The 18946-nt window shown below is 60.8% G+C and carries 16 protein-coding genes; 8 read left to right on the plus strand and 8 right to left on the minus strand.

Annotation, left to right across the window (positions count from 1 at the left end; translation table 11 throughout):
* Positions 1 to 3 precede the first annotated feature (3 nt).
* Genes K419_RS0114200 through lptF form a run of 3 tightly spaced genes read right to left on the minus strand, consistent with a single transcriptional unit; the run spans position 4 to position 3195 of the window.
* On the minus strand, positions 4 to 897 hold the full coding sequence (locus K419_RS0114200; RefSeq protein ID WP_026842180.1) for an IPT/TIG domain-containing protein: 894 nt from the start codon (positions 895 to 897) through the stop codon (positions 4 to 6).
* A 55-nt stretch (positions 898 to 952) separates the two neighbouring features.
* Positions 953 to 2035 (minus strand): LPS export ABC transporter permease LptG, encoded by a 1083-nt coding sequence (gene lptG / locus K419_RS0114205; protein ID WP_026842181.1) that lies wholly within the window; start codon positions 2033 to 2035, stop codon positions 953 to 955.
* Positions 2032 to 3195, minus strand: a complete 1164-nt coding sequence (gene lptF, locus K419_RS0114210; RefSeq protein ID WP_035497270.1) for an LPS export ABC transporter permease LptF — start codon at positions 3193 to 3195, stop codon at positions 2032 to 2034. The genes lptG and lptF overlap by 4 nt, the downstream gene beginning before the upstream one ends.
* A gap of 111 nt (positions 3196 to 3306) precedes the next feature.
* Here lptF and K419_RS0114215 point away from each other — a divergent pair, with 111 nt between their 5' ends.
* From K419_RS0114215 to K419_RS23855, 7 genes are all read left to right on the plus strand, one after another.
* On the plus strand, positions 3307 to 3990 hold the full coding sequence (locus tag K419_RS0114215; protein WP_026842183.1) for a Crp/Fnr family transcriptional regulator: 684 nt from the start codon (positions 3307 to 3309) through the stop codon (positions 3988 to 3990).
* 344 nt (positions 3991 to 4334) lie between these two features.
* A complete protein-coding gene (locus tag K419_RS0114220) occupies positions 4335 to 5957 on the plus strand; it encodes a GAF domain-containing sensor histidine kinase (protein WP_026842184.1) in 1623 nt (540 codons plus the stop codon).
* A 1-nt stretch (position 5958) separates the two neighbouring features.
* Positions 5959 to 6333: a response regulator gene (locus K419_RS0114225; RefSeq protein WP_026842185.1), complete on the plus strand. Its 375-nt coding sequence runs from the start codon at positions 5959 to 5961 to the stop codon at positions 6331 to 6333.
* A gap of 91 nt (positions 6334 to 6424) precedes the next feature.
* Positions 6425 to 8935 carry a mannose-1-phosphate guanyltransferase gene (locus tag K419_RS0114230; RefSeq protein WP_026842186.1) on the plus strand — a complete coding sequence of 837 codons (2511 nt, stop codon included), beginning with the start codon at positions 6425 to 6427 and terminating at the stop codon, positions 8933 to 8935.
* Positions 8936 to 8987: 52 nt separating this feature from the next.
* The gene (locus K419_RS0114235; protein WP_026842187.1) at positions 8988 to 11174 is read left to right on the plus strand and encodes a glycoside hydrolase family 57 protein; all 2187 of its coding nucleotides are present in this window, start codon (positions 8988 to 8990) and stop codon (positions 11172 to 11174) included.
* Between the two features lie 73 nt (positions 11175 to 11247).
* Positions 11248 to 12708, plus strand: coding sequence for a glycogen synthase GlgA (gene glgA / locus K419_RS0114240; RefSeq protein WP_026842188.1), 1461 nt, complete (start codon positions 11248 to 11250; stop codon positions 12706 to 12708).
* Positions 12705 to 12875, plus strand: a complete 171-nt coding sequence (locus K419_RS23855) for a hypothetical protein (RefSeq protein WP_198013116.1) — start codon at positions 12705 to 12707, stop codon at positions 12873 to 12875. Before glgA ends, K419_RS23855 begins: the two co-directional genes overlap by 4 nt.
* Positions 12876 to 13002: 127 nt before the next feature.
* Here the strand turns inward: K419_RS23855 and K419_RS0114250 are convergent, their stop codons facing one another.
* The 5 genes from K419_RS0114250 to K419_RS0114270 all read right to left on the minus strand — a co-directional run bounded on the left by K419_RS0114250 (position 13003) and on the right by K419_RS0114270 (position 17814).
* On the minus strand, positions 13003 to 14031 hold the full coding sequence (locus K419_RS0114250) for a hypothetical protein (RefSeq protein ID WP_026842189.1): 1029 nt from the start codon (positions 14029 to 14031) through the stop codon (positions 13003 to 13005).
* A gap of 82 nt (positions 14032 to 14113) precedes the next feature.
* On the minus strand, positions 14114 to 14908 hold the full coding sequence (gene pgeF / locus K419_RS0114255; RefSeq protein ID WP_012531824.1) for a peptidoglycan editing factor PgeF: 795 nt from the start codon (positions 14906 to 14908) through the stop codon (positions 14114 to 14116).
* 73 nt (positions 14909 to 14981) lie between these two features.
* Positions 14982 to 15941: an RluA family pseudouridine synthase gene (locus tag K419_RS0114260; protein WP_026842190.1), complete on the minus strand. Its 960-nt coding sequence runs from the start codon at positions 15939 to 15941 to the stop codon at positions 14982 to 14984.
* A 118-nt stretch (positions 15942 to 16059) separates the two neighbouring features.
* Positions 16060 to 16323 carry a hypothetical protein gene (locus K419_RS0114265; protein ID WP_026842191.1) on the minus strand — a complete coding sequence of 88 codons (264 nt, stop codon included), beginning with the start codon at positions 16321 to 16323 and terminating at the stop codon, positions 16060 to 16062.
* Positions 16324 to 16383: 60 nt separating this feature from the next.
* Positions 16384 to 17814: a DegQ family serine endoprotease gene (locus K419_RS0114270; RefSeq protein WP_026842192.1), complete on the minus strand. Its 1431-nt coding sequence runs from the start codon at positions 17812 to 17814 to the stop codon at positions 16384 to 16386.
* A gap of 176 nt (positions 17815 to 17990) precedes the next feature.
* Here K419_RS0114270 and K419_RS0114275 point away from each other — a divergent pair, with 176 nt between their 5' ends.
* Positions 17991 to 18590 (plus strand): helix-turn-helix domain-containing protein, encoded by a 600-nt coding sequence (locus tag K419_RS0114275; RefSeq protein WP_012531820.1) that lies wholly within the window; start codon positions 17991 to 17993, stop codon positions 18588 to 18590.
* Positions 18591 to 18946 lie beyond the last annotated feature (356 nt).

Consider the following 18946-nt stretch of genomic DNA (forward strand, 5'->3'; position numbering starts at 1 on the left):
GGGTCAGGGGGCGCTGATGGTGAACAGGGCGCTCTCCTCCCCGTTTTGATTTACTACCTGCAGCCGGATCTCTTTTGGGGTCGGGTCGTAGGGGTGGCGCTCGTAGACCAGCTGGTTGCAACCCAGATAAATCAGCCGCTCCCGCTCGGTCGCTATCTGCTCTCCCGTCCCGACCCTTTTCCCGTCCGCTACCAGCACCGAACTCTGCTGGAAATTCTTCCCCGTTAGGACCAACTCGTAAGCGCTAACGAACTCCCGGCCGATGGTGACGCTCGCTATCTCCGGCTTCGCGTCGATGAAAAGCGCCAGTACCCCGGAACCCGCGTCGGAAGGGTTCTTTACCTGCACCTGGTGCAGGCCGGCGCCGACCGCCGGGGCGGTGAAGGAGAGTGCGGCCGGGGAAATGAAGCGGGTGGTGAGCGCGGCGCCGTCCAAAAAGACGCGGGCTCCTGGCTGGAATTTGGCGCCGGCTACCGCTACCTCGCGCTCCCTGCCGGTGGAGCAGGCGGTCACCGTGTCGGGGGAGAGGGATGTCGCGACCGGTTTTTGCGGCTGCAACGCGAAGTTGAAAGCCCTGCTGGTGCTGCCGTCCTCCCGCTTCAGGTAGAGCGCGTAGACGCCGGGGGGGAGGTCGGGAAGCTCTACGGTCAGCAGCCGGTTTCCCACCAGCGTCGCCGGGAGCTGCCGGGTCCCGAGGAACACGGCTGTCCCCGTGGTGAAGCCGGTGCCGTTCAGGGTGACGGCGGTGCCGGGTTCGCCTTGTGCCGGGATGATGGAAAGGACGCTCAAGGGGAAGAGGGTCACAGCTGCCGGCTTTTTGGGCGCCGGCGTCTGTGCTGCGGCTACTATCGGGAGGAGCAAGGGGACCAGCAGTAGGAAAAACAGTTTGCGAAGCATGCGACCCTCCATTGAGTCGATCTAACTACACCCAAACATTGTCGATTCCCGCTTGTCAGTTGTCAATCGTCAGCGACAGCCACGCACCCGCCACGAAGAAGATGAAGTTCGTCGCCCAAGCCGCCACCACCGGCGGCAATAGCCCCACCTGTCCCACCGAGATGATCACGGAGTTGACGATGACGTAGAGGAAGCCGACCCCGATGGAGAGGCCGACTCCGAAGGCGATGCCGCTCGACCTTCCGCCGCGCAGCGCGAACGGGATCCCCAAAAAGGCCATCACCGCGCAGCCGAAAGGCATGGAGATCCTGCTGTGCATCTGGGTCACGTACCTGGTGGGGTCGTAGCCGCTGGCTCTTAGCTTCCTGCAGTAGCGGCTCAGCTCCACAAGGGACATGCTGTCCGAATATTTCCCCAGCGTCTTCAAGTCGGCGGGCTTCAGCTGGAGCGCTACCGGCAGCTCCCGGTACTTCTGCGTGGCGCTAACCTCCCCATTCCTGAACTGTCGCACCACCGCGTCCCGGAACACCCATCCCTTAGCTCCTAGGATCGCGAGGTCGGCTTCGGTGCGCTTGAGCGGCTCCCCGGTCCCCGGCTGCAGCTCCCACAGGGTGATCCCTTTCAGCTCGTTTCTTGCCGGCTCGAAAAGGCTCGCCCTAAGCACCGTCCCCTCCTCCCTGAACCAGATGTTCTGCTGCCGGAAAAAGGCGCTGGGGCTTTTCTTCTGGATCAGCACCTCCTGGATGTAGGTGCGCTGCGCATAGGTTTTGGGAAGCACAAACTCTCCTATCGCCAGCACCCCGAGGCTCATGAGGATGGAGATGACCAGGATAGGGAGGCTGATCCGGAAGAGGCTCACCCCGCAGCTGCGGATGGCGGTGAGTTCCGAAGTAAGGGAGAGGGTCCCGAGGGTGAGCAGCGTCGCCATCAGGACGGCAAGGGGCGCCGCATCGATGATCATCTCCGGGATCTTGGTGATGAAGAAGAGGGCCAGGTGCTTCCAGCTCGCGCCGTAGCGCGTGAAGCGGGAGACCTTCTCCATGAAGTCCACCACCAGGTAAATGGCGATGAAGGAGCCGAGGCAGAGCGAGAGCATCTTTACATAGGTCCGGGCGACGTAGCGGGTGAGGATGTTCATCGCTTTCTCCCCTTGCTAAGGCGTCCCCGCAACGCCTCCTTGAGGCGCGGGTAAAGAGAGAAGATGGGGAGACGCTCCTCGTCGGCGGTCTTCTTGAACAGGTAGGCCCCAGCCAGGAGGAAGACCAAGTTCGGGCTCCACCCGGCAAGCAGCGGCGGCAGCGTGCCCCGCTCGCCCAGCGTATCGAAGGCGGAGAGGGTGACGTAGTAAAGGAGGATGACGCCGATGCTCAAAGAAAACCCGGCAGCCTTCCCCGAGCGCCGGTTCTGGATCCCAAGCGGTATGGCCAAGAGCGTGAAGACGAAACAGGAGAACGGGAGTGCCAGGCGGCTGTGGTATTCGAGGTTCCTGGCGAGGATCTCCTTTTGCTGCGTTCCCTTGGGAGGGTGGAGCAACTCGTGGAGTGTCATCTCGCTCACCTTCCTGGTCGCCTTGTTGCTGCCGTCGGCGAGCGCGACCCGGAGGTTGTATTCCTGGAACTGCACCATCCGGTACCCCCCCTGCTCTTCGGCGCGGTGGATGGAGCCGTTACGCAACTGGAACTCCATGGAGTTGTTTTTCGGGTCGGATACCAGGGCGCCGGTGGAAGCGAAGATGGTGGTCGGGGTGCGCGGGTCCCTCTCGTCGTGGACGATCACTCCCCCCATGGTCTGCGCCTTGGTGTCCAGTGATTGCGTGTAGACCACCATGCCGGGAAAGGCGTTGTTGAAGATCTTCTCCTTGATGGCGATCCCGGCGCTGCTTTGGGCGATCTCCACCATCAGCTTCTTGAAGCCGGAGTTCCCCCAGGGGACGGCGTAAACGGTAACCCACAGGCAGGCGAGGGCGGCGCAGGCGGCGAACAGCAAAGGGGGGGGGAGAAGCCCGTAGAGACTGATGCCGCAACTCTTCATGGCGGTGATTTCGCTGTCGCCGGAAAGGCGGCCGAAGGCAAGCAGCATGGCGAGCAAAAGCGCCATGGGGATGGTGAAGAGCCAGAAAGGGGGAAGGAGGTAGGCCACCATACGCACCACGTCGCCGAAGGGGACCCCCTTCTCCACCACCATCTCGGCGAGCTTGAGAAAGCGTCCCATGAGGAGCACGAAGGTGAAGGTCACCATGCCGACCAGAAAAGGGGTGGGGATTTCCTTGAAGATGTAAGCGTACAGGGTCTTTTTCATGAAGTTCGGCATGATACCTTAGATGGGGGGCGAAGTAAAGAAAGGACAGGAGGGGGAGGGGGATTCGATTGTCGCTTGACCTTTGTTTTTGCTTTAGGGTAAAAGGTGGGGATGGAAAATAAAGAGATCATCAAGAAAGCGCTGCTGTTCTCGGGGCTGGAAGACGAATATGTGGCGGAGGTAGCCGGCATCGCCGTGCGTCGAGCCTTCGCCAAGGGCGAGACGCTGTTCACCGAGGGGGAGAAGGCGGAAGGGTTCTACCTCCTCGCTTCGGGCGCGCTCAAGCTCTGCAAGATCTCCCCGGAAGGCAGGGAGAAGGTGCTGCACATGGTGCACCCCATCGAGACCTTCGCCGAGGCCGCGTTTTTCGGTGACGGCAAGTACCCGGCCGAGGCGCGCGGCGTCGAGAGAGGGGAGGTACTCTTCTTCTCCAGGGGCTCGTTCATGGGGCTTTTGGAGCGCAACCCGCGGTTCTCGATGAACCTGATCGCCTCGCTCTCCATGCTGTTGCGACGCTTCGCGCACCAGATCGAGGAGCTTTCCTTCGCCGACGCCCCCGCCAGGCTCGCATCCTACCTTCTGGAACTCGCCTCCAGAAAGAGCACCAGCTATCAGGGGAAAACCTATCTGGAACTGGACATGCGCAAGGGGGAGCTAGCCTCCCGCCTGGGCACCGTCAGCGAAACCCTCTCCCGCACCTTCAAGAAGATGAAGGACGAGGGGGTGATTGAGATGGAAGGCAACAAGGTGACCATCATGCAGATGGAAAAACTGAGGATGATCGCGGGGAAATAAAACCCATTCTAGATGCGGGGCCCCCGGAAGCAATCGGGGATTAAGGCAGATTCGGCAGACGGCAGCTTTCCTACACGGGAGATATGCCGCTTGTTAATCTGCCTTTGTTCATTTTGCTTGGGGGGCTTTACCCTCTACATCGCTTCATTCTCTCTCTCGGCTGGCCCTCCCGGTGTCGCCGCTCCGGCGCTATCCGAAGCTGCCGCGCCCCCGTTTTTAAATCTAAAATATTAATTAATGTTTTTACTTAAAAGCGTACAATGCTCTTGATATGACAAAAGAGACTGCTATAATTTCCCAGTTTCCGCGGTGTCCAGATCATGAAGACGGTTCCTGGAGGTAGCTTGGATTGGGAATGTTGCTGGAGCAAGGAAGAGATCGAACCGGAGAACTGCCCCTATGTCGGTGAGGGAGAGGAAGATCTCTACAGCTCGCACCGCCGCAGGGTGGTAGAGAAATGCGTTGAGTGCCCCCGTTTCAAAAATGACCTGGCCCGCATGAAAGGGTCCGGTTACCCGCTTTCCGACGTCCTTCCTTTCATCATGAACGAGTTCCAGGAACAAAAGGCTCAGATGGGAGCGATGCTGAGCTTCTTAAACAGCAAGACCCGCGAGATCAAGTTCCTGCGCGAGGTCGGCATCGTGCTGCAGACCTCCATCGACCTCGACGAGGTGCTTTCCATCGCCATGACGGCGATCACGGCAGGAAAAGGGTTCGGCATGAACCGCGCCTTCCTGCTGATGACCGACAAGGAGCGCCGCCATATCCGGGGATACCTCGGCGTCGGCCCCAGGGATTACGAGGAGGCGTGGCGGACCTGGGAAGACATCGGCCGCAGCAACTTCACCCTGAGGGAACTGGCCCGCGACTTCCAAAAGACCAAGCTCACCTCGGAAAAGGTCAAGTTCCACGATATCCTGAACCAGCTCACCGTACCGCTTGCCGACCAGGGGCACATCTTCAACCGCGCCCTGCAGGGGAAAAAGCCCATCCTGGTGGAAAACGCGCTGAACAACCCGGACCTCGACCGGGGGCTCGCCCGCATACTCGGGGTCGACTGCTTCCTGGTCATGCCTCTCATCTCCCGCAACCGCCGCATCGGCGTCATCATTGCCGACAACTGCATCACGCAAAAGCCGATCACCCTGCAGGACATGCAGTCCCTGGAGACCTTCGCCTTTCCGGTCGCCTTCGCGCTGGAGCGGGCCTCTCTCTACGAGCGGCTCCAGGAGGAGGTTGCCAAGCAGAAGTCGGCAAACTTGAAGCTGCGCGAGCAGCAGGAACTGATAGTGAAGATGGAGAAGATGGCGCTGGTAGGAAAGATCACCTCCAGCATAGCGCACTCCATCCGCAACCCGCTCATGGTGATCGGCGGCTTCGCCCGCACCCTGTTGAAAGGAAGCGCCGAGGACGACGAGAAGCGGAGCTACCTCGAATCGATCGTGCGTGAGACCCGGCAGTTGGAAGACGTCCTTTCCGAGGTGCTGGACTACTCCGAGTCGCTTTTCCCCGTCACCGATTTCTGGGATCTGAACGAACTGGTGACCAAGGCGCTGTCCGACCTGGAAGGGGTCATGGAGCAGGCTGGGGTGGTTTGCCGGCAGGAGCTAAGCCCCGAGCTTCCCATGGTCCGCATCGACTACAAGCAGATCAGCTACTGCCTGAAGACCATCACCGCGACGGCGCTGGCCTGCATGGAGCAGGGGGGTGAGCTCCACATCGAGAGCCTTAACGACGGGGACGGCGTCCTGCTCCGGATCAGCGACAGCGGCAAGCCTTTAACCGAGACTGCCCAGGAGGCGCTCACCGCCCCCTTCTTCCAGACCCAGGAGATGGGGGAGGGGGTGGGGCTCGCACTGTGCAAGTCGATCCTGGAGCGACAGGGGAATTCCCTAAACATATTCAGCCGCCCTGGCGGCGGCAATACCTATAGCATCAGGCTCTTGACTAAAAAGGAGAATATCTGACATGGCAAAACTGCTGGTGGTAGATGACGAGGCGAATATCAGGCTTTTATATGCGCAGGAGCTAAGCGACGAAGGTTATGCCGTGGTGACCGCCGCCTCGGCGCTGGAAGCGGTGGAAAAACTCGAATCGGACAATTTCGACCTGGCTGTCATCGATATCAAGCTGAAGAACGAAAGCGGCATCGAGCTTTTGCAGCGCATCGTCAAGGAGCGCCACACCCTTCCGGTGATCCTCTGCACCGCCTTTTCCTGCTACAAGGACGACTTTTCGGCCTGGCTTGCCGATGGCTACGTAGTTAAGTCGAGCGACCTGCAGGAGTTGAAGGACGAGATCTCCCGGGTCCTTGCCAAGAGGCAGAAGGGCGCCTTCACCTGAACGGTGAGCTGGTCTCCCGCTTAACCTCAATCTCAATCTCAATCTTAAAATCTTAATCTTAATGTCTTGCGGTTATCTCTGGAGGGTTTCTATGAAGGCAGTGATTATGGCGGGTGGCTTTGGTACCCGTATGCAGCCGCTTACCTGCAACATCCCCAAGCCGATGGTTCCGCTGATGAACCGTCCCATCATGCTCCACATCGTCGAACTTCTGAAGAAATACCAGATTACCGACCTGGTCATGCTGCTCTACCACCAGCCCAGCGTGATCAAGAACTTCTTTAGGGACGGCGCCGACCTCGGCGTGAGGATCACCTACGTCACCCCCCTTGAGGACATGGGGACGGCGGGGGCGGTCAAATGCGCGGAGAAATTCCTGGACGAGCGCTTCCTGATCATAAGCGGCGACCTCCTTACCGATTTCAACCTGCAGAAGGTGATCGACTTCCACGAGAGCAGCAAGGCCTTGGCCACCATCACGCTCACCTCCGTCAAAGACCCGCTGCAGTTCGGCGTGGTGATTACGGACAAGGAGAAGCGGATCACCCAGTTCCTGGAGAAGCCGGGGTGGGGCGAGGTGATCTCGGACACCATCAACACCGGGATCTACGTGCTCGAGCCGGAGATCTTCAAGTACATCCCAGAGGGGGAGAACTTCGACTTCTCGCAAGACCTATTCCCGCTCCTTTTGAAGAAGAAATCCCAGCTCTTCGGTTTCCCGGTCAAAGGGTACTGGCGTGACATCGGCAACACCGACTCCTACCGCGAGGCGCACCACGACATATTGAAGGGGAAGGTAAGCGTCAAGGTGGACGAGTCCAGGCGGGAGATGGCGGGAGCGGACTTGCGCCTGGGGCTCGACGTAAAACTCGGGGAGGGAACGGTGGTCGAGGGGACCGTGGTGGTCGGGGACAACTCCCAGGTCAAGGGGGGCTCCCAGATCAAGGACAGCGTGATCGGCCGCAACTGCACCGTCGAGCCGGGGGTCAAGCTCTCCCGAGCCGTCATCTGGGACAACGTCTACATCAAGAAGGGGGCGAAAATCACCGACTGCGTCATCTGCAACAACGTGAGCGTCGGCCCGTCCACCACGATGGAAGAGGGGGGGGTAGTCGCCGACGACACCTCCATAGGCGAGGAGAGCTACATAAAAAGGGACGTGAAGATCTGGCCCCGCAAGGTGATCGAGTCCGGCTCCACCGTCACCGGGAACCTGATCTGGGGGGAGCGCTGGAAGAAGTCGCTCTTCGAGGGAGAGATGATCAAGGGGCTCACCAACATCGAGCTGACCCCCGAGTTCGTGGCCAAGCTCGGCTGCGCCTACGGCACCTCGCTCCCCAAGGGAAGCCATGTCCTCGTGGGGCGCGACGCGACCCTCTCCTCCCGCATGCTGAAGAGAAGCTTCCTTGGGGGGATCCTCTCGGCCGGGGTCAACGTGCGCGACATCAGGATGGTTTCGCTCCCGATCCTGCGCTACAAGCTGCGCACCTTCGGCGAGGTGGGGGGGGCGCATTTCCGCCAGTCTACAGACGATCCCGCTACCACCGAGATCGTCTTTTTGGATGCCGACGGACTCGATTTCTCCTCCTCCATGGGGAAGAACGTGGAGCGGATCTTCTACAAGGAGAATTTCCGGCGCGCCCATTACATGGAGCCCGGGGGGATTACGGAACTCCCGCAGGTGATGGACTTCTACCGCGAGGGTTTTTTCCGCGGCCTGGACCAGCAGGTCATCAGGGGGGCGGGCGCCAAGGTGGTGATCGACTTCAACCACTCCCCGGCGGGGCAGATCCTGCCTCAGATTCTGAACGACCTGGGGTGCGAGGTGATCGGGCTCAACACCTATCTCGACGAGCAGCGCGGCTCGAAAACGGTGGACGAGAAGCCTAACTCCCTGCAGCAATTGGCCAAGATCGTGGTCACCCTGGAGGCGAGAGCGGGCTTTTGGCTCGACCCGACCGCCGAGGAAATCGTGCTCGTCGACGAGACCGGCAAGATCCACGCGCCGGAGGAGCTCCTCTGCCTCATGACCGCGCTCATGCTGAAAAGCGGCGCCAGGGGCGCTCTCGCCGTCCCGGTCTCGGCCTCCTCGGTCATCGAGCAGATGGCGCAGGAAAACGGCTGCTCGGTGCGCCGCACGAAGAGCATGGAGCGCTCCATGATCGAGGCGGCCATCTCCCCCGAGGTGGTCATGGCCGGATCGATGGGGGGGCGTTTCGCCTTCCCCAAGTTCCAGGCCGCCTTCGACGGCATGTTCACCGTCGCCAAGACCATCGAACTCTCCATCACCGTCGGCACCCCGCTCTCCCACGTGCTCAGGGAGGTGCCGCGCAGCTCCTTCTTGCAGGGAAAAGTCCCCTGCGTCTGGGAGAAAAAGGGTGGGATCATGCGCAAGATGAGCGAGGACAGCCTCGACAAGGAGGCGAGCTTCATCGACGGCATCAAGGTCTCTTTCGGCCAGGACTGGGTGCTGGTGCTGCCTGACCAGTACCAGCCCGTGATCCATGTGGTGGCCGAGGCGAAGGAGCAGAAGCGGGCGGAGAAGCTCCTCGAGCAGTACATGCAGAAGGTGGAGAACTGGAAGAAGGAACTGGGGCAGTAGGGTGGCTTGCGGGCCGGGGGCGCAAGCGCCACTCCGCCGCAAAGGGGTGATGATGACGGAGCCACTGTACGTGTCGTTTCTCTGGCACATGCACCAGCCTTTCTACAAGGATCCGGTCCGGGGGGAGTACGTCCTGCCTTGGGCCTACCTGCATGCGGTGAAGGACTACTACGACATGCCCGCCATAGTCGAGGCGGTCGAAGGCGCCAAGGTGGTATTCAACCTGGTCCCCTCGCTTTTGGAGCAGATCCTTGACTATGCCGGGGGGGACGCGGTGGATCCCTTCCTGCTGCGGGCCCGCCCCTTGCCTGCCGAACTGGGCGATAGCGACCGGCTCTTCCTCCTCGAAAACTTCTTCTCCGCCAACCGGCCGCGCATGATCGAGCCCTACCCCCGCTACCGGGAGCTCTTCGCCCGGGCCGGGGAGGGTGCCCCGGGCGCGGCGGCGGCGCGCCTTGCGTCCTTTGGCGACCAAGATCTACTGGACCTCCAGGTCTGGTTTTATCTCGCCTGGACCGGGGAAGCGGCGAGGAGGCGCTTCCCCGTCTTTAAGGAGCTGATCCGCAAGGGGAGCCACTTCAGCCAGAAAGACAAGGAGCTTCTCCTGGAGACGCAGCGCGAGCTGATCTCCCAGGTGATACCCCTTTACAAGAAGCTGCATCAAGAGGGGAAGGTCGAGCTTTCGGTCACCCCCTACTTCCACCCGATCCTGCCGCTTTTGTGCGATTCGGGGATCGCGCGGGTCGCCCTTCCCAAGGCGAACCTTCCGAGCATCCCCTTCCGCTACCCTGAGGACGCGAGGGCCCAGCTGCTGCACGCGATCGCCAGCTTCGAGAGGCTCTTCGGCTTTCCACCGACCGGGATCTGGCCCTCGGAGGGATCGGTGAGCGACGAGGTGTTGGGCATTATGGCGCAGACGGGGCTTCCCTGGACCGCCTCGGACGAGCGGGTGCTGGCCCATACGCTGCCGGGAGGGCTGGACCGGGAGCGCGATTGCTTGTACCACCCGTACACCTTCAGCAAGGACGGGCGCGAGATCTCGCTTTTCTTCCGGGACCAGGGGCTGTCGGACCTGATCGGCTTCACCTACTCCCAATGGGAAACCGAAAGGGCGGTGGGAGATTTCCTGGCACGGCTGAAGGAGGTCAGGCAGCGCAGCCGCCAGGCCCGCGTGGTGCCGGTGATTCTCGACGGCGAAAACGCCTGGGAATACTACCAGGACAACGGCTTTCCCTTCCTTTCCCGGCTCTACGCCGCCCTGGTGCGGACCCCCTGGGTGCAACTCGCCACCTTTTCGGAGGTGCTGCAGCGGACCGGCGAGCGGCGCGTCCTGGAGCACGTCCACCCTGGTTCGTGGATCAACGCCGACTACGGCATCTGGATCGGCAAGCCCGAGGAGAACCTGGGGTGGGATTACATCGCCAAGGCGCGTGCCGCGGCGGTGCAGGGAAGCCCGGAGATGGCCACCCTTTTGGCTGGGGGGGAGAGCAGCGATGAGGCCGCCCGGCAGGCGTGCATGGCGCTCTACGCGGCGCAGGGGAGCGACTGGTTCTGGTGGTACGGCGACGATCACTTCTCCCCGCATGCAGGGAGGTTCGACCTGCTGTTTCGCAGCCACCTGATGAACGTCTACCATCTGCTGGCCCTGGAGGTTCCCGGGGAGCTGCGCCAGCCGATAAAGAAAGAGCGCCCGGCCGGTTTCGTGCGCGCGCCTGCGGGGCTCGTCACCCCCGCTATAACTGGTGTGGTGAACGACTACTTCGAGTGGCTCTCGGCGGGGCTCTACGACCTTACCCGGCAGGGGGGCGCCATGCACGCCGCCGACAACCTGCTGCAGTCCTTCTATTACGGCTTCGACCTGGAGTACCTGTATTTTCGCATCGACGGAGTACAGCCACTGGAAAAGACGTTCAGGCCGGAGGACAGGCTCTCGCTGCATCTGGTCTGCGGGGGCGAGTGGCGGCTCGACATGCAGTTGGGCGAGGGGGAGGGGGAGTTGCAGGTGCTTAAGGACGGAGCCTGGCATGGCAGCGGCAGCGTCGGCCGCTACTGCATGGGGCGCAGCGCTGGAGCGCGCGTGCCCCTGCCTCCCTTGAGGCTCGAAGGGGCAGGGACGGTGCTTTGCTATCTCTGCGTCACCCGCGCCGGGACCCAGGTCGGACGCTGGCCGGCCGACGCGGCACTCCCCCTGGTTTCCCCCGGGCCGGAACTTGGATGCGAGGCTCATTATAATCATTAACAGAAAAACCTTTACCTAATGGATGTATTAATCTAACATATCCCTTATAATATCAAGGTCTTAGAGGTTTTACATGAAGATTTTGTTTGTGGCGTCGGAGGTCACTCCTTTTGCCAAGACCGGCGGGCTGGCCGACGTGGCCAGCGCTCTTCCCAAGACGCTGAAGAGTCTCGGCCATGACATACGCATCATGATGCCTTTTTACTCCGTCGTGGAGCGCGGCGGTATGGCGGTGCGCAAGGGGCGCAAGAGCGCCTCGGTCATGGTTGACGGCGTCGAGAAAAAGGGGTTCCTGCGCCAGGCCTCCCTGGGGGAGATACCGGTCTACCTGATCGAGAACAAGGAGTACTTCTCCCGCGAGGAGCTTTACGGGACTCCGAGCGGCGACTATCCGGATAACTCTGAGCGTTTCTCCTTCTTCTGCCGCTGCGTCCTCGAACTGCTTAAGAAGATGGACTTCCGACCCGACATCATACACTGCCACGACTGGCAGACCGCGCTGATCCCGCACTACCTGAAGCACGAAAGGAAGAACGACCCCTTTTTCGCCAGGACGGGAATCATCTTCACCATCCACAACCTGGCTTACCAGGGGCTCTTCCCTAAGGAGGAACTCCAGCCGATGGGGCTTTCCAAGGAGTGCTTCACCATCGACGGGCTGGAGTTCTACGGCAAGGTCAACCTCCTCAAAGGCGGGATACTGAGCGCGGACGTGGTAACCACCGTCTCCGAAGCCTACTGCAGCGAGATCCAGACCCCGGAGATGGGATGCGGACTGCACGGGGTGCTGCAGACCCGCAAGGACGACCTGGTCGGGATCCTGAACGGGCTGGACTACGAGGAATGGAACCCCGCCATGGACAAGGAGATCATGAAGAACTACAGCCATGCCTCCCTTTCCGGCAAGATGGTGGACAAGATCGGGCTGCAAAGGCTGGTGGGGCTCCCCAGCTCCCCGGAAATCCCGCTTTTCGGCATGGTGTCGCGCATGGTCGCCCAGAAGGGGTTCGACCTGATTGCCGAGTTGCTTCCCCTCATGGCCAAGGCCCCGATGCAACTGGTCCTTCTGGGTAACGGCGAGGAGCGCTACCTCAAGGCATTCAACGACATCAAGGCCGCCGGGGCCCGCAACATCGCCTTCACCAGCGGCTTCGACCACGCCCTGGCGCCCAAGATCTACGCCGGCGCCGACATGTTCCTGATGCCCTCCTTCTTCGAGCCTTGCGGCCTGGGGCAGCTGATCGCCATGCGCTACGGGACGGTTCCGGTGGTGCGGCGGACCGGAGGGCTCGCCGACAGCGTCTTCGATGCGCTCGACAACGACAAGACCCCCAACGGGTTCGTCTTCGAGGAGTACACGGCCGAGGCGCTCTGGGACGCGATGAACCGGGCCATGACTGCCTACAGGGACAAGGTCTCCTGGAAAAAGCTGATGCGCCGGGGCATGAGCAGTGACTATTCGTGGCAGCACTCGGTGCACAAATACCTGGAGCTCTACAAGAGGGCTGTGCTGCGCAGAGGGGGGGAAGCGTGACGCTTGGGCACGACGATCTGGACGAGCTTGCCAACGAGGTTCGCAGGCTGATCGAAAGCAACAAGGCCTTTTTGGAGCGGGTTACCGACGAGGATTATGACGACGAGGAAGAGGCGGAACCGGCGACGGAAGAGGGCGAGAATCCGGAGGATTACGAGGAATTGTGAGAGACCGGGGGTGTTCCCCCGCAGGTGCAATATGAAAAGGCGGCGCAGGGAGAAAATCCCGACGCCGCCTTTTTGCTTTTTCCTTGTCCCCAGTAGCCTTGGGCGAAGGGGGATGGCGGAGGGGGATTTACTTCGCCGGCGGCTCCTCCTGGACGATTTCGCCCGGAGCCAGTTGCACCGGGCCGCTCTTAAGTGGCGCGGGTGCTGCAGGTGCGGCCGGTGCAGCAGTAGCAGGCGCCGTTGCGGCTGCAGGCTGCGGCGCTACCGGCGCCGCCACAGGGGCCGCTGCCTTGGCCGGAGCATAGCCGGAGGGAACGCTTACCGGGGCGGGGACTTCCTTCTCCTTCTCCTTGGCGAAGAGCGGCTTGTAGGTCTTCATGAGCGCGAGCATCTCGTCGAACTGCCGCGCGTAGAGGACGGAAACCTCAGGTGCGTTGGCGATGGCAGAAGCCTCGGTTTTGGCGAAGGCGGCGTTCACGCCGGCGACGGTCTTGAACTTCACGTCGACTTTTTCGCTCAGGTTGGCCGCGGCCTCGTCGAAATCGGGGTACTGCAGCGGGAAGAAAAGCGGGAACGAGAGCGAAGCCCGCCTGAAGTTGGGGTATTCCCAGACCGTGTTCCCTTCGCGGTCGATCATCTGCGCGGTCATGACGAGGTAGTTGAACTCCGTGTCCAGGTAAGAGAGGTAGTTGCTGGAGAAGACTTTCCCCTGTCTGGTGAGCCCGCTCACCGTGACGAAGAGGACGGCGTCGAGCCCGTTGTCGGTCATGAGCTGCTTCAACTCGTCCTTCTTGATGAAGTACTTGTTGTAGATGATTCCGGCGTCATCCCGTTTTTCCTTGTTCGAGACCAGGGTGGAGAAGAGCCGCGCCGGGTCCCCGTCCACCTGTCTCACCGCGTAGAAGATGCCGGTCCCGCGCAGCCTGGCGATCAGCTCCTTCTCGTTCCTGGCGTTGTAGGTCCGCACCAGCGAGACGATGGCGTCCTTGCTCGGGTGTCTGATATCGGAGTCGGGATCGACGAAGATCGGGGCGACCCCGATGGTCTTCACCTTCTTCTCAAGCGTCTCCTGGGGGATGTTGTAATAGTTGTGCGCGCAGCCAAACATGGTGCCGATCGCCACGGCCAACAGGGCCAGCTTCAAAAAAGTCCGCATCTGTATGAAGCCCTCCTCTAACGGATTCTAACTGCCATGCCGTCTTATATCAGAACCTTACCGGAAGTGCCACAGCTTATTGCTATGCCTCCAGCATGATGAACCCGACCTGTCTGCCGGTATCCCCCCCGTCGCGGCGGTAGGAGAAGAAGAGTTCCTGGTTGCAGCTTACGCAGAGGTCGCTGGACTGGATCTGGTCGGCGCGAAGCCCGGCGTCCTTGAGCAAGAGCCGGTTCGCCTCTCCCAGGTCCAGAAGCCATTTGCCGTCTCCCTGCTCCTTGGCCGCCAGATCCCAGGCGGCGCCGGCCTTTTTAAAGGCGTCGCGGACCGGCTGGTCCACCTCGTAGCAGCAGCCGGAGATGTGCGGGCCGAGGGCGGCGCGTATGTCTTTGCGGTCGCAGCCAAAGAGGGTGGTCATCGCCTCGACCCCTTTGCCGACGATGTTGGCCACCGTCCCCTGCCATCCCGCGTGCAGGGCGGCCACTACGCGCTGCACCGGGTCGTGCAGAAGGATCGGCACGCAGTCGGCCACGCAGATGGCGATCATGATCCCCGGCTGATTGGTGACGATGCCGTCGCATTCGAGCTTCAGGAAGTGGGACAGTTCCGGGTTGGGGGCGTCGATCACCAGGAGGTCCGTGCCGTGCACCTGACTCACGGTCAGGAATCGGTCCAGGGTTGAGCCGAGGCTTCGGGCCAGGAGGCTGCGGTTTCCTTCCACGTTGTGGGAGGAATCGAGGGTGTTGCTCCCCAGGTTCAGCGAGTTGTATGGCGGGCGGGAAACACCCTCGTGGCGGGTGGTGAAGCCGGCTACGACTCCGCCTGCGCCGAGGGCGGGTTTCAGGTATTGGATCTTTCCTGCTTTTTGCATTTCCATCGGTGACACCTCTATTATTTAGTATAGTGGGCGGAGCGTTCCAGCTCCTAGCCCCCAGTCCCTAGCCCCGGTTTTATCCCCGGTTTTTCTCTTCCAAGTAGGCGACGATGCCGGCCATGTCCGGGGGGAGTTCGGTGTCGAACTCCAGGTACTTCCCGGAGACCGGATGCAGGAAACCGAGCGTCTTCGCGTGCAGAGCCTGCCGTCCCATCGACTTGATCATCTGTTTGAGGACCGGGTCCTGCACACCTGAGAGTCTTCCCGTGCCGCCGTACACCTCGTCCGCCAAAAGCGGATGCCCAGCCTCGGACATGTGCACCCTGATCTGGTGGGTGCGGCCGGTCTCAAGCCTCAGGCGTATCAGGGTAATGCCGGGGTAGCGGGCCACCACCCGCCAGTGGGTCACCGCCTGCTTGCCGTGGCGTGCCTTCGCGGACATCTTCTTCCGGTCGGTGGGATGGCGGCCTATGGTCGACTCGATTCTTCCCTTGTCCTCTTTGGGCGAGCCGTAGACGAGGGCGAGGTAGACCCTTTTTATGCTGTGTTCCTTGAACTGTTCGGCGAGGGCGTTGTGGGCCCGGTCGCACTTGGCGACGACCAGGGTGCCGGAGGTGTCCTTGTCGATGCGGTGCACGATGCCGGGACGCAGTTCGCCGCCGATGCCGGAGAGGTCCTTGCAGTGGGCCAGCAGGGCGTTCACCAGCGTCCCCTCCGGGTTGCCGGCGCCAGGATGCACCACCATCCCCGCCCCCTTGTTCACCACCACCAGCTCGGCATCCTCGTAGAGCACCTCGATGGGGATCTCCTCAGGCTGGGGCTCGGCTGGCGTCGGAGGCGGGACCACCACCTGGACCACCTCGCCTCCCTTGAGTTTCAAGGCGGGTTTTTGCTTCGAGCCGTTGACGGTGGCGAACCCGGTCTCTATGAGCCTGAGGGCCGCCGAGCGGGTCAGCTCCGGTACGTTGCGGGATATGAAGCTGTCCAGCCGCTCCGGATCGGAGTCGCTGGGGAAGGTGAGTTCGATCGGTTCCATTGCCTGTTCGGTTCTCCAGGGAGTATTGACTCCCGTTAAAAAAAGCGAGGGCGCGTTTCTAAAGGAAGCGCGCCCGGGGTATATAGATGCACTGGGAAATTTGATGCGTGCTGCTTGCCTACCAGATGGTCGATTCGATCTTCCCTGCCCGCTTGATCAGTACGTCGACCACGGCTATGTCGAATATGTTGGATTGCGCGAGTTCCGGACTGACCCGGGAGACGAAGTGCTCCCGACCTTCGGCTAGCTGGTCGTGCAGGACCTCGAAGATATTGTCGTCCTTGATCCCCTGCTCCACCTTTTCGCGGTTGTAGAGGGCCACATCCGAAACGATGGCTCTAGCGAGTCTTTTAGCCTGGTCTGGATTTTCAATGAGACTCATTGGATCGCCCCCCGGTGCTGAATGTCAGCAACGCACTATACGCAGTTTTTTCGCAAGTTTCTATCTTAATTTTAGGGCGAAGTAGATGCTGGCCGAGCCTCTCCGGACTAGGAGCGCCACGGCGCCGCGTTTGCCGGCGTCCGCCATTGCCTTCTGGTACTCGGCCAGATTCCTCACTTTCCTCTGGTTCACGGACACGATGATGTCGCCGCGCTGGATGCCGCTTTCTTCCGCGATCCCGCCCGGTTCGAGGTCGCTCACCACCACGCCGGTGACGCCGCGGGAACGCGTCTCCGCTCCCAGTTCCTCGACCGAGAGCCCCAGGCCCCCCGCTTCCCGCTCGGCAGGTCTTTGCGCCTGGGCCTGGGCGTTGTCGGCAGGTGCAGTGGTTATCTGGACGTTGATCTTCTTGCCGTCGCGATAGAGCTCCACCGGGACCTTCTTGCCGATGGGCGTTTCGCCGACCAGGCGCTGCAACTGACGCACGTCCTTTACGGCTGTCCCGGCAAAGCTCGTGATCACGTCCCCCTGCATGACGCCGGCCTTAGCAGCCGGGCCCCCTGGAACGACGTCGTTCACCAGTGCGCCGTACGCTTTGGAAAGCCCGAAGGAGTTCGCCATCTCCTCGGTCACCGACTGGATCGAGACGCCTAGCCAGCCGCGGCTCACGTTCCCCTTGCTGATCAACTGCGTCAGGACCTGCTTCGCCATGTTTACCGGGATGGCGAAGCCGATTCCCTGTCCGGCGGCGACGATGGCTGTGTTGATTCCGATCACCTCGCCGTAGATGTTAAGCAGCGGCCCGCCGGAGTTCCCGGGGTTGATAGAGGCGTCGGTCTGAATGAAGTCCTCGTAGGTCTCGATCCCCATGTTGGATCTGCCGGTTGCCGAAACAACGCCCACTGTGACGGTGCGGTCGAGGCCGAATGGATTCCCTATGGCAATCGCCCACTGCCCGACCTGCAGCTTGTTGGAATCCCCGAGGACTGCTGCCGGCAGCGGCTCTTTGGCGTCGATCTTTATCACCGCGATGTCGGTCTTCGGGTCCGAGCCGATCACCTTACCCTTGTAGACGCTTTCGTTGGAAAGCTTCACCTGTATGGTTTCGGCGTCCCGCACCACGTGGTCGTTGGTGACGATATAACCTTCCTTGTTCAGGATGAAGCCGGAGCCCAAGCTGTGCTCCCTGCGGTACTGCGGGCGTGCGCTTTCGCCGAAGAACTCGTCGAAGAAAGGTGACGACTCGAAGAAGGGGCGGACCAGCTTTTTCTTTCCGATGGTGGAGATGTTGACGACGGAGGGGGTCACGGTCTTGACCAGCGTGGTAAAGGCCTGTTGCGTCACCAGGATGTCCTTGGGGACCTCCTGGACCGGGGCCGGGACGCTCTCCTTGCGCTCGGATTCGTAGAAGGAAGCCTGCTCCTTTTTCTTGCAGGCTATCATTAACGTGGAGATGATAAGGCAGACAGCGAGGAGTCTGATGCTTTTCATTTGTCGCTCCTTGGGGGTAATGCTCGGGCAGGAAGTGTAAAGGCTAGCCAAAAAAAGGATTGATGTCAACCTCTTCCGCCGTTTGGGTCGCTGCGAGGGACGGCTGCAAATACCCCTTGACGCGTGATGGCGTTTTGCATATATATTCATGAGGGTCATATCCGGGAGGGGGAGTCGTGCAAGAGAAGATAAAGCAGGAAATTAGAGAGATGAAGCTGGGTGAGAAGGTGCGTGGCCTGCGCCAGGAACAGCGGCTTACGCTCCAGGCACTTGCCGACATGACCGGGCTTTCGAAGCCGCTGCTGTCGCAGATAGAGAACGACCAGGTTACGCCCCCCATCGCGACCCTGTTGAAGATCGCCAAAGGTCTCAAGGTCGGGATCCATTACTTCTTCGAGGAGGCCGGGGACCGTCAGAAATTCATGTTGACCCGCGGGGAGCAGTCTCCGCTTGGCAGCCAGCGCCGGCCCGGCAAGGAGAACATCCAGCACGGCTATATGTATAAGCCGTTGGCCCCCGGGATGCGGCAAAAGAAGGTTGAGCCGTTCCTGATCGAGTTCGAGCAGCGCGCCTGGGACAATTCTCTTTTCTACAGCCACGAAGGGGTCGAGTTCGTTTACCTGTTGGACGGGGAACTGGAATTCCATTATGCCGACGAAGTGATGAAGCTATACGCAGGCGATAGCATCTACTATGAATCCTCGGAACCTCATGGTTATGTGTCGGTAGGCGAGGTCCGGGCCCGCGCGGTAGCGGTTCTTTATACTAAAGGATAACGTGCCCGCAGAGCATCGGCGGCTATGGAAAGCGTAACTGCGTGCAGCGACTTTTTGGCGGTGGCGAACGGAGTTACGCTTTTTTCTGATTGACAAGGTATTTTCTCGCGATTATTATCTCCCCCTGTTCCTGTCTGCAAGTCACAAACTTGCTTGCAACCTGTATTGCCTTCCTCCTCATACTTACTGGCGCTGCATTGTCCCCGACCTGCTCTTCGCATTTACTGGTGTCGGGATCCTGTTGTCTGGTGTGTTAGAGGAAATTATTCAATAAGATGTTGACGCTCGAAGATCGCTTTGCTATAAAGCTGGACTCCGCAGCAAACAGTTCTTTGCAACCGAATAAACGAGCCGGC

The sequence above is a fragment of the Citrifermentans bremense R1 genome (assembly GCF_000426865.1).
GTDB classification, from domain to species: domain Bacteria; phylum Desulfobacterota; class Desulfuromonadia; order Geobacterales; family Geobacteraceae; genus Geomonas; species Geomonas bremensis.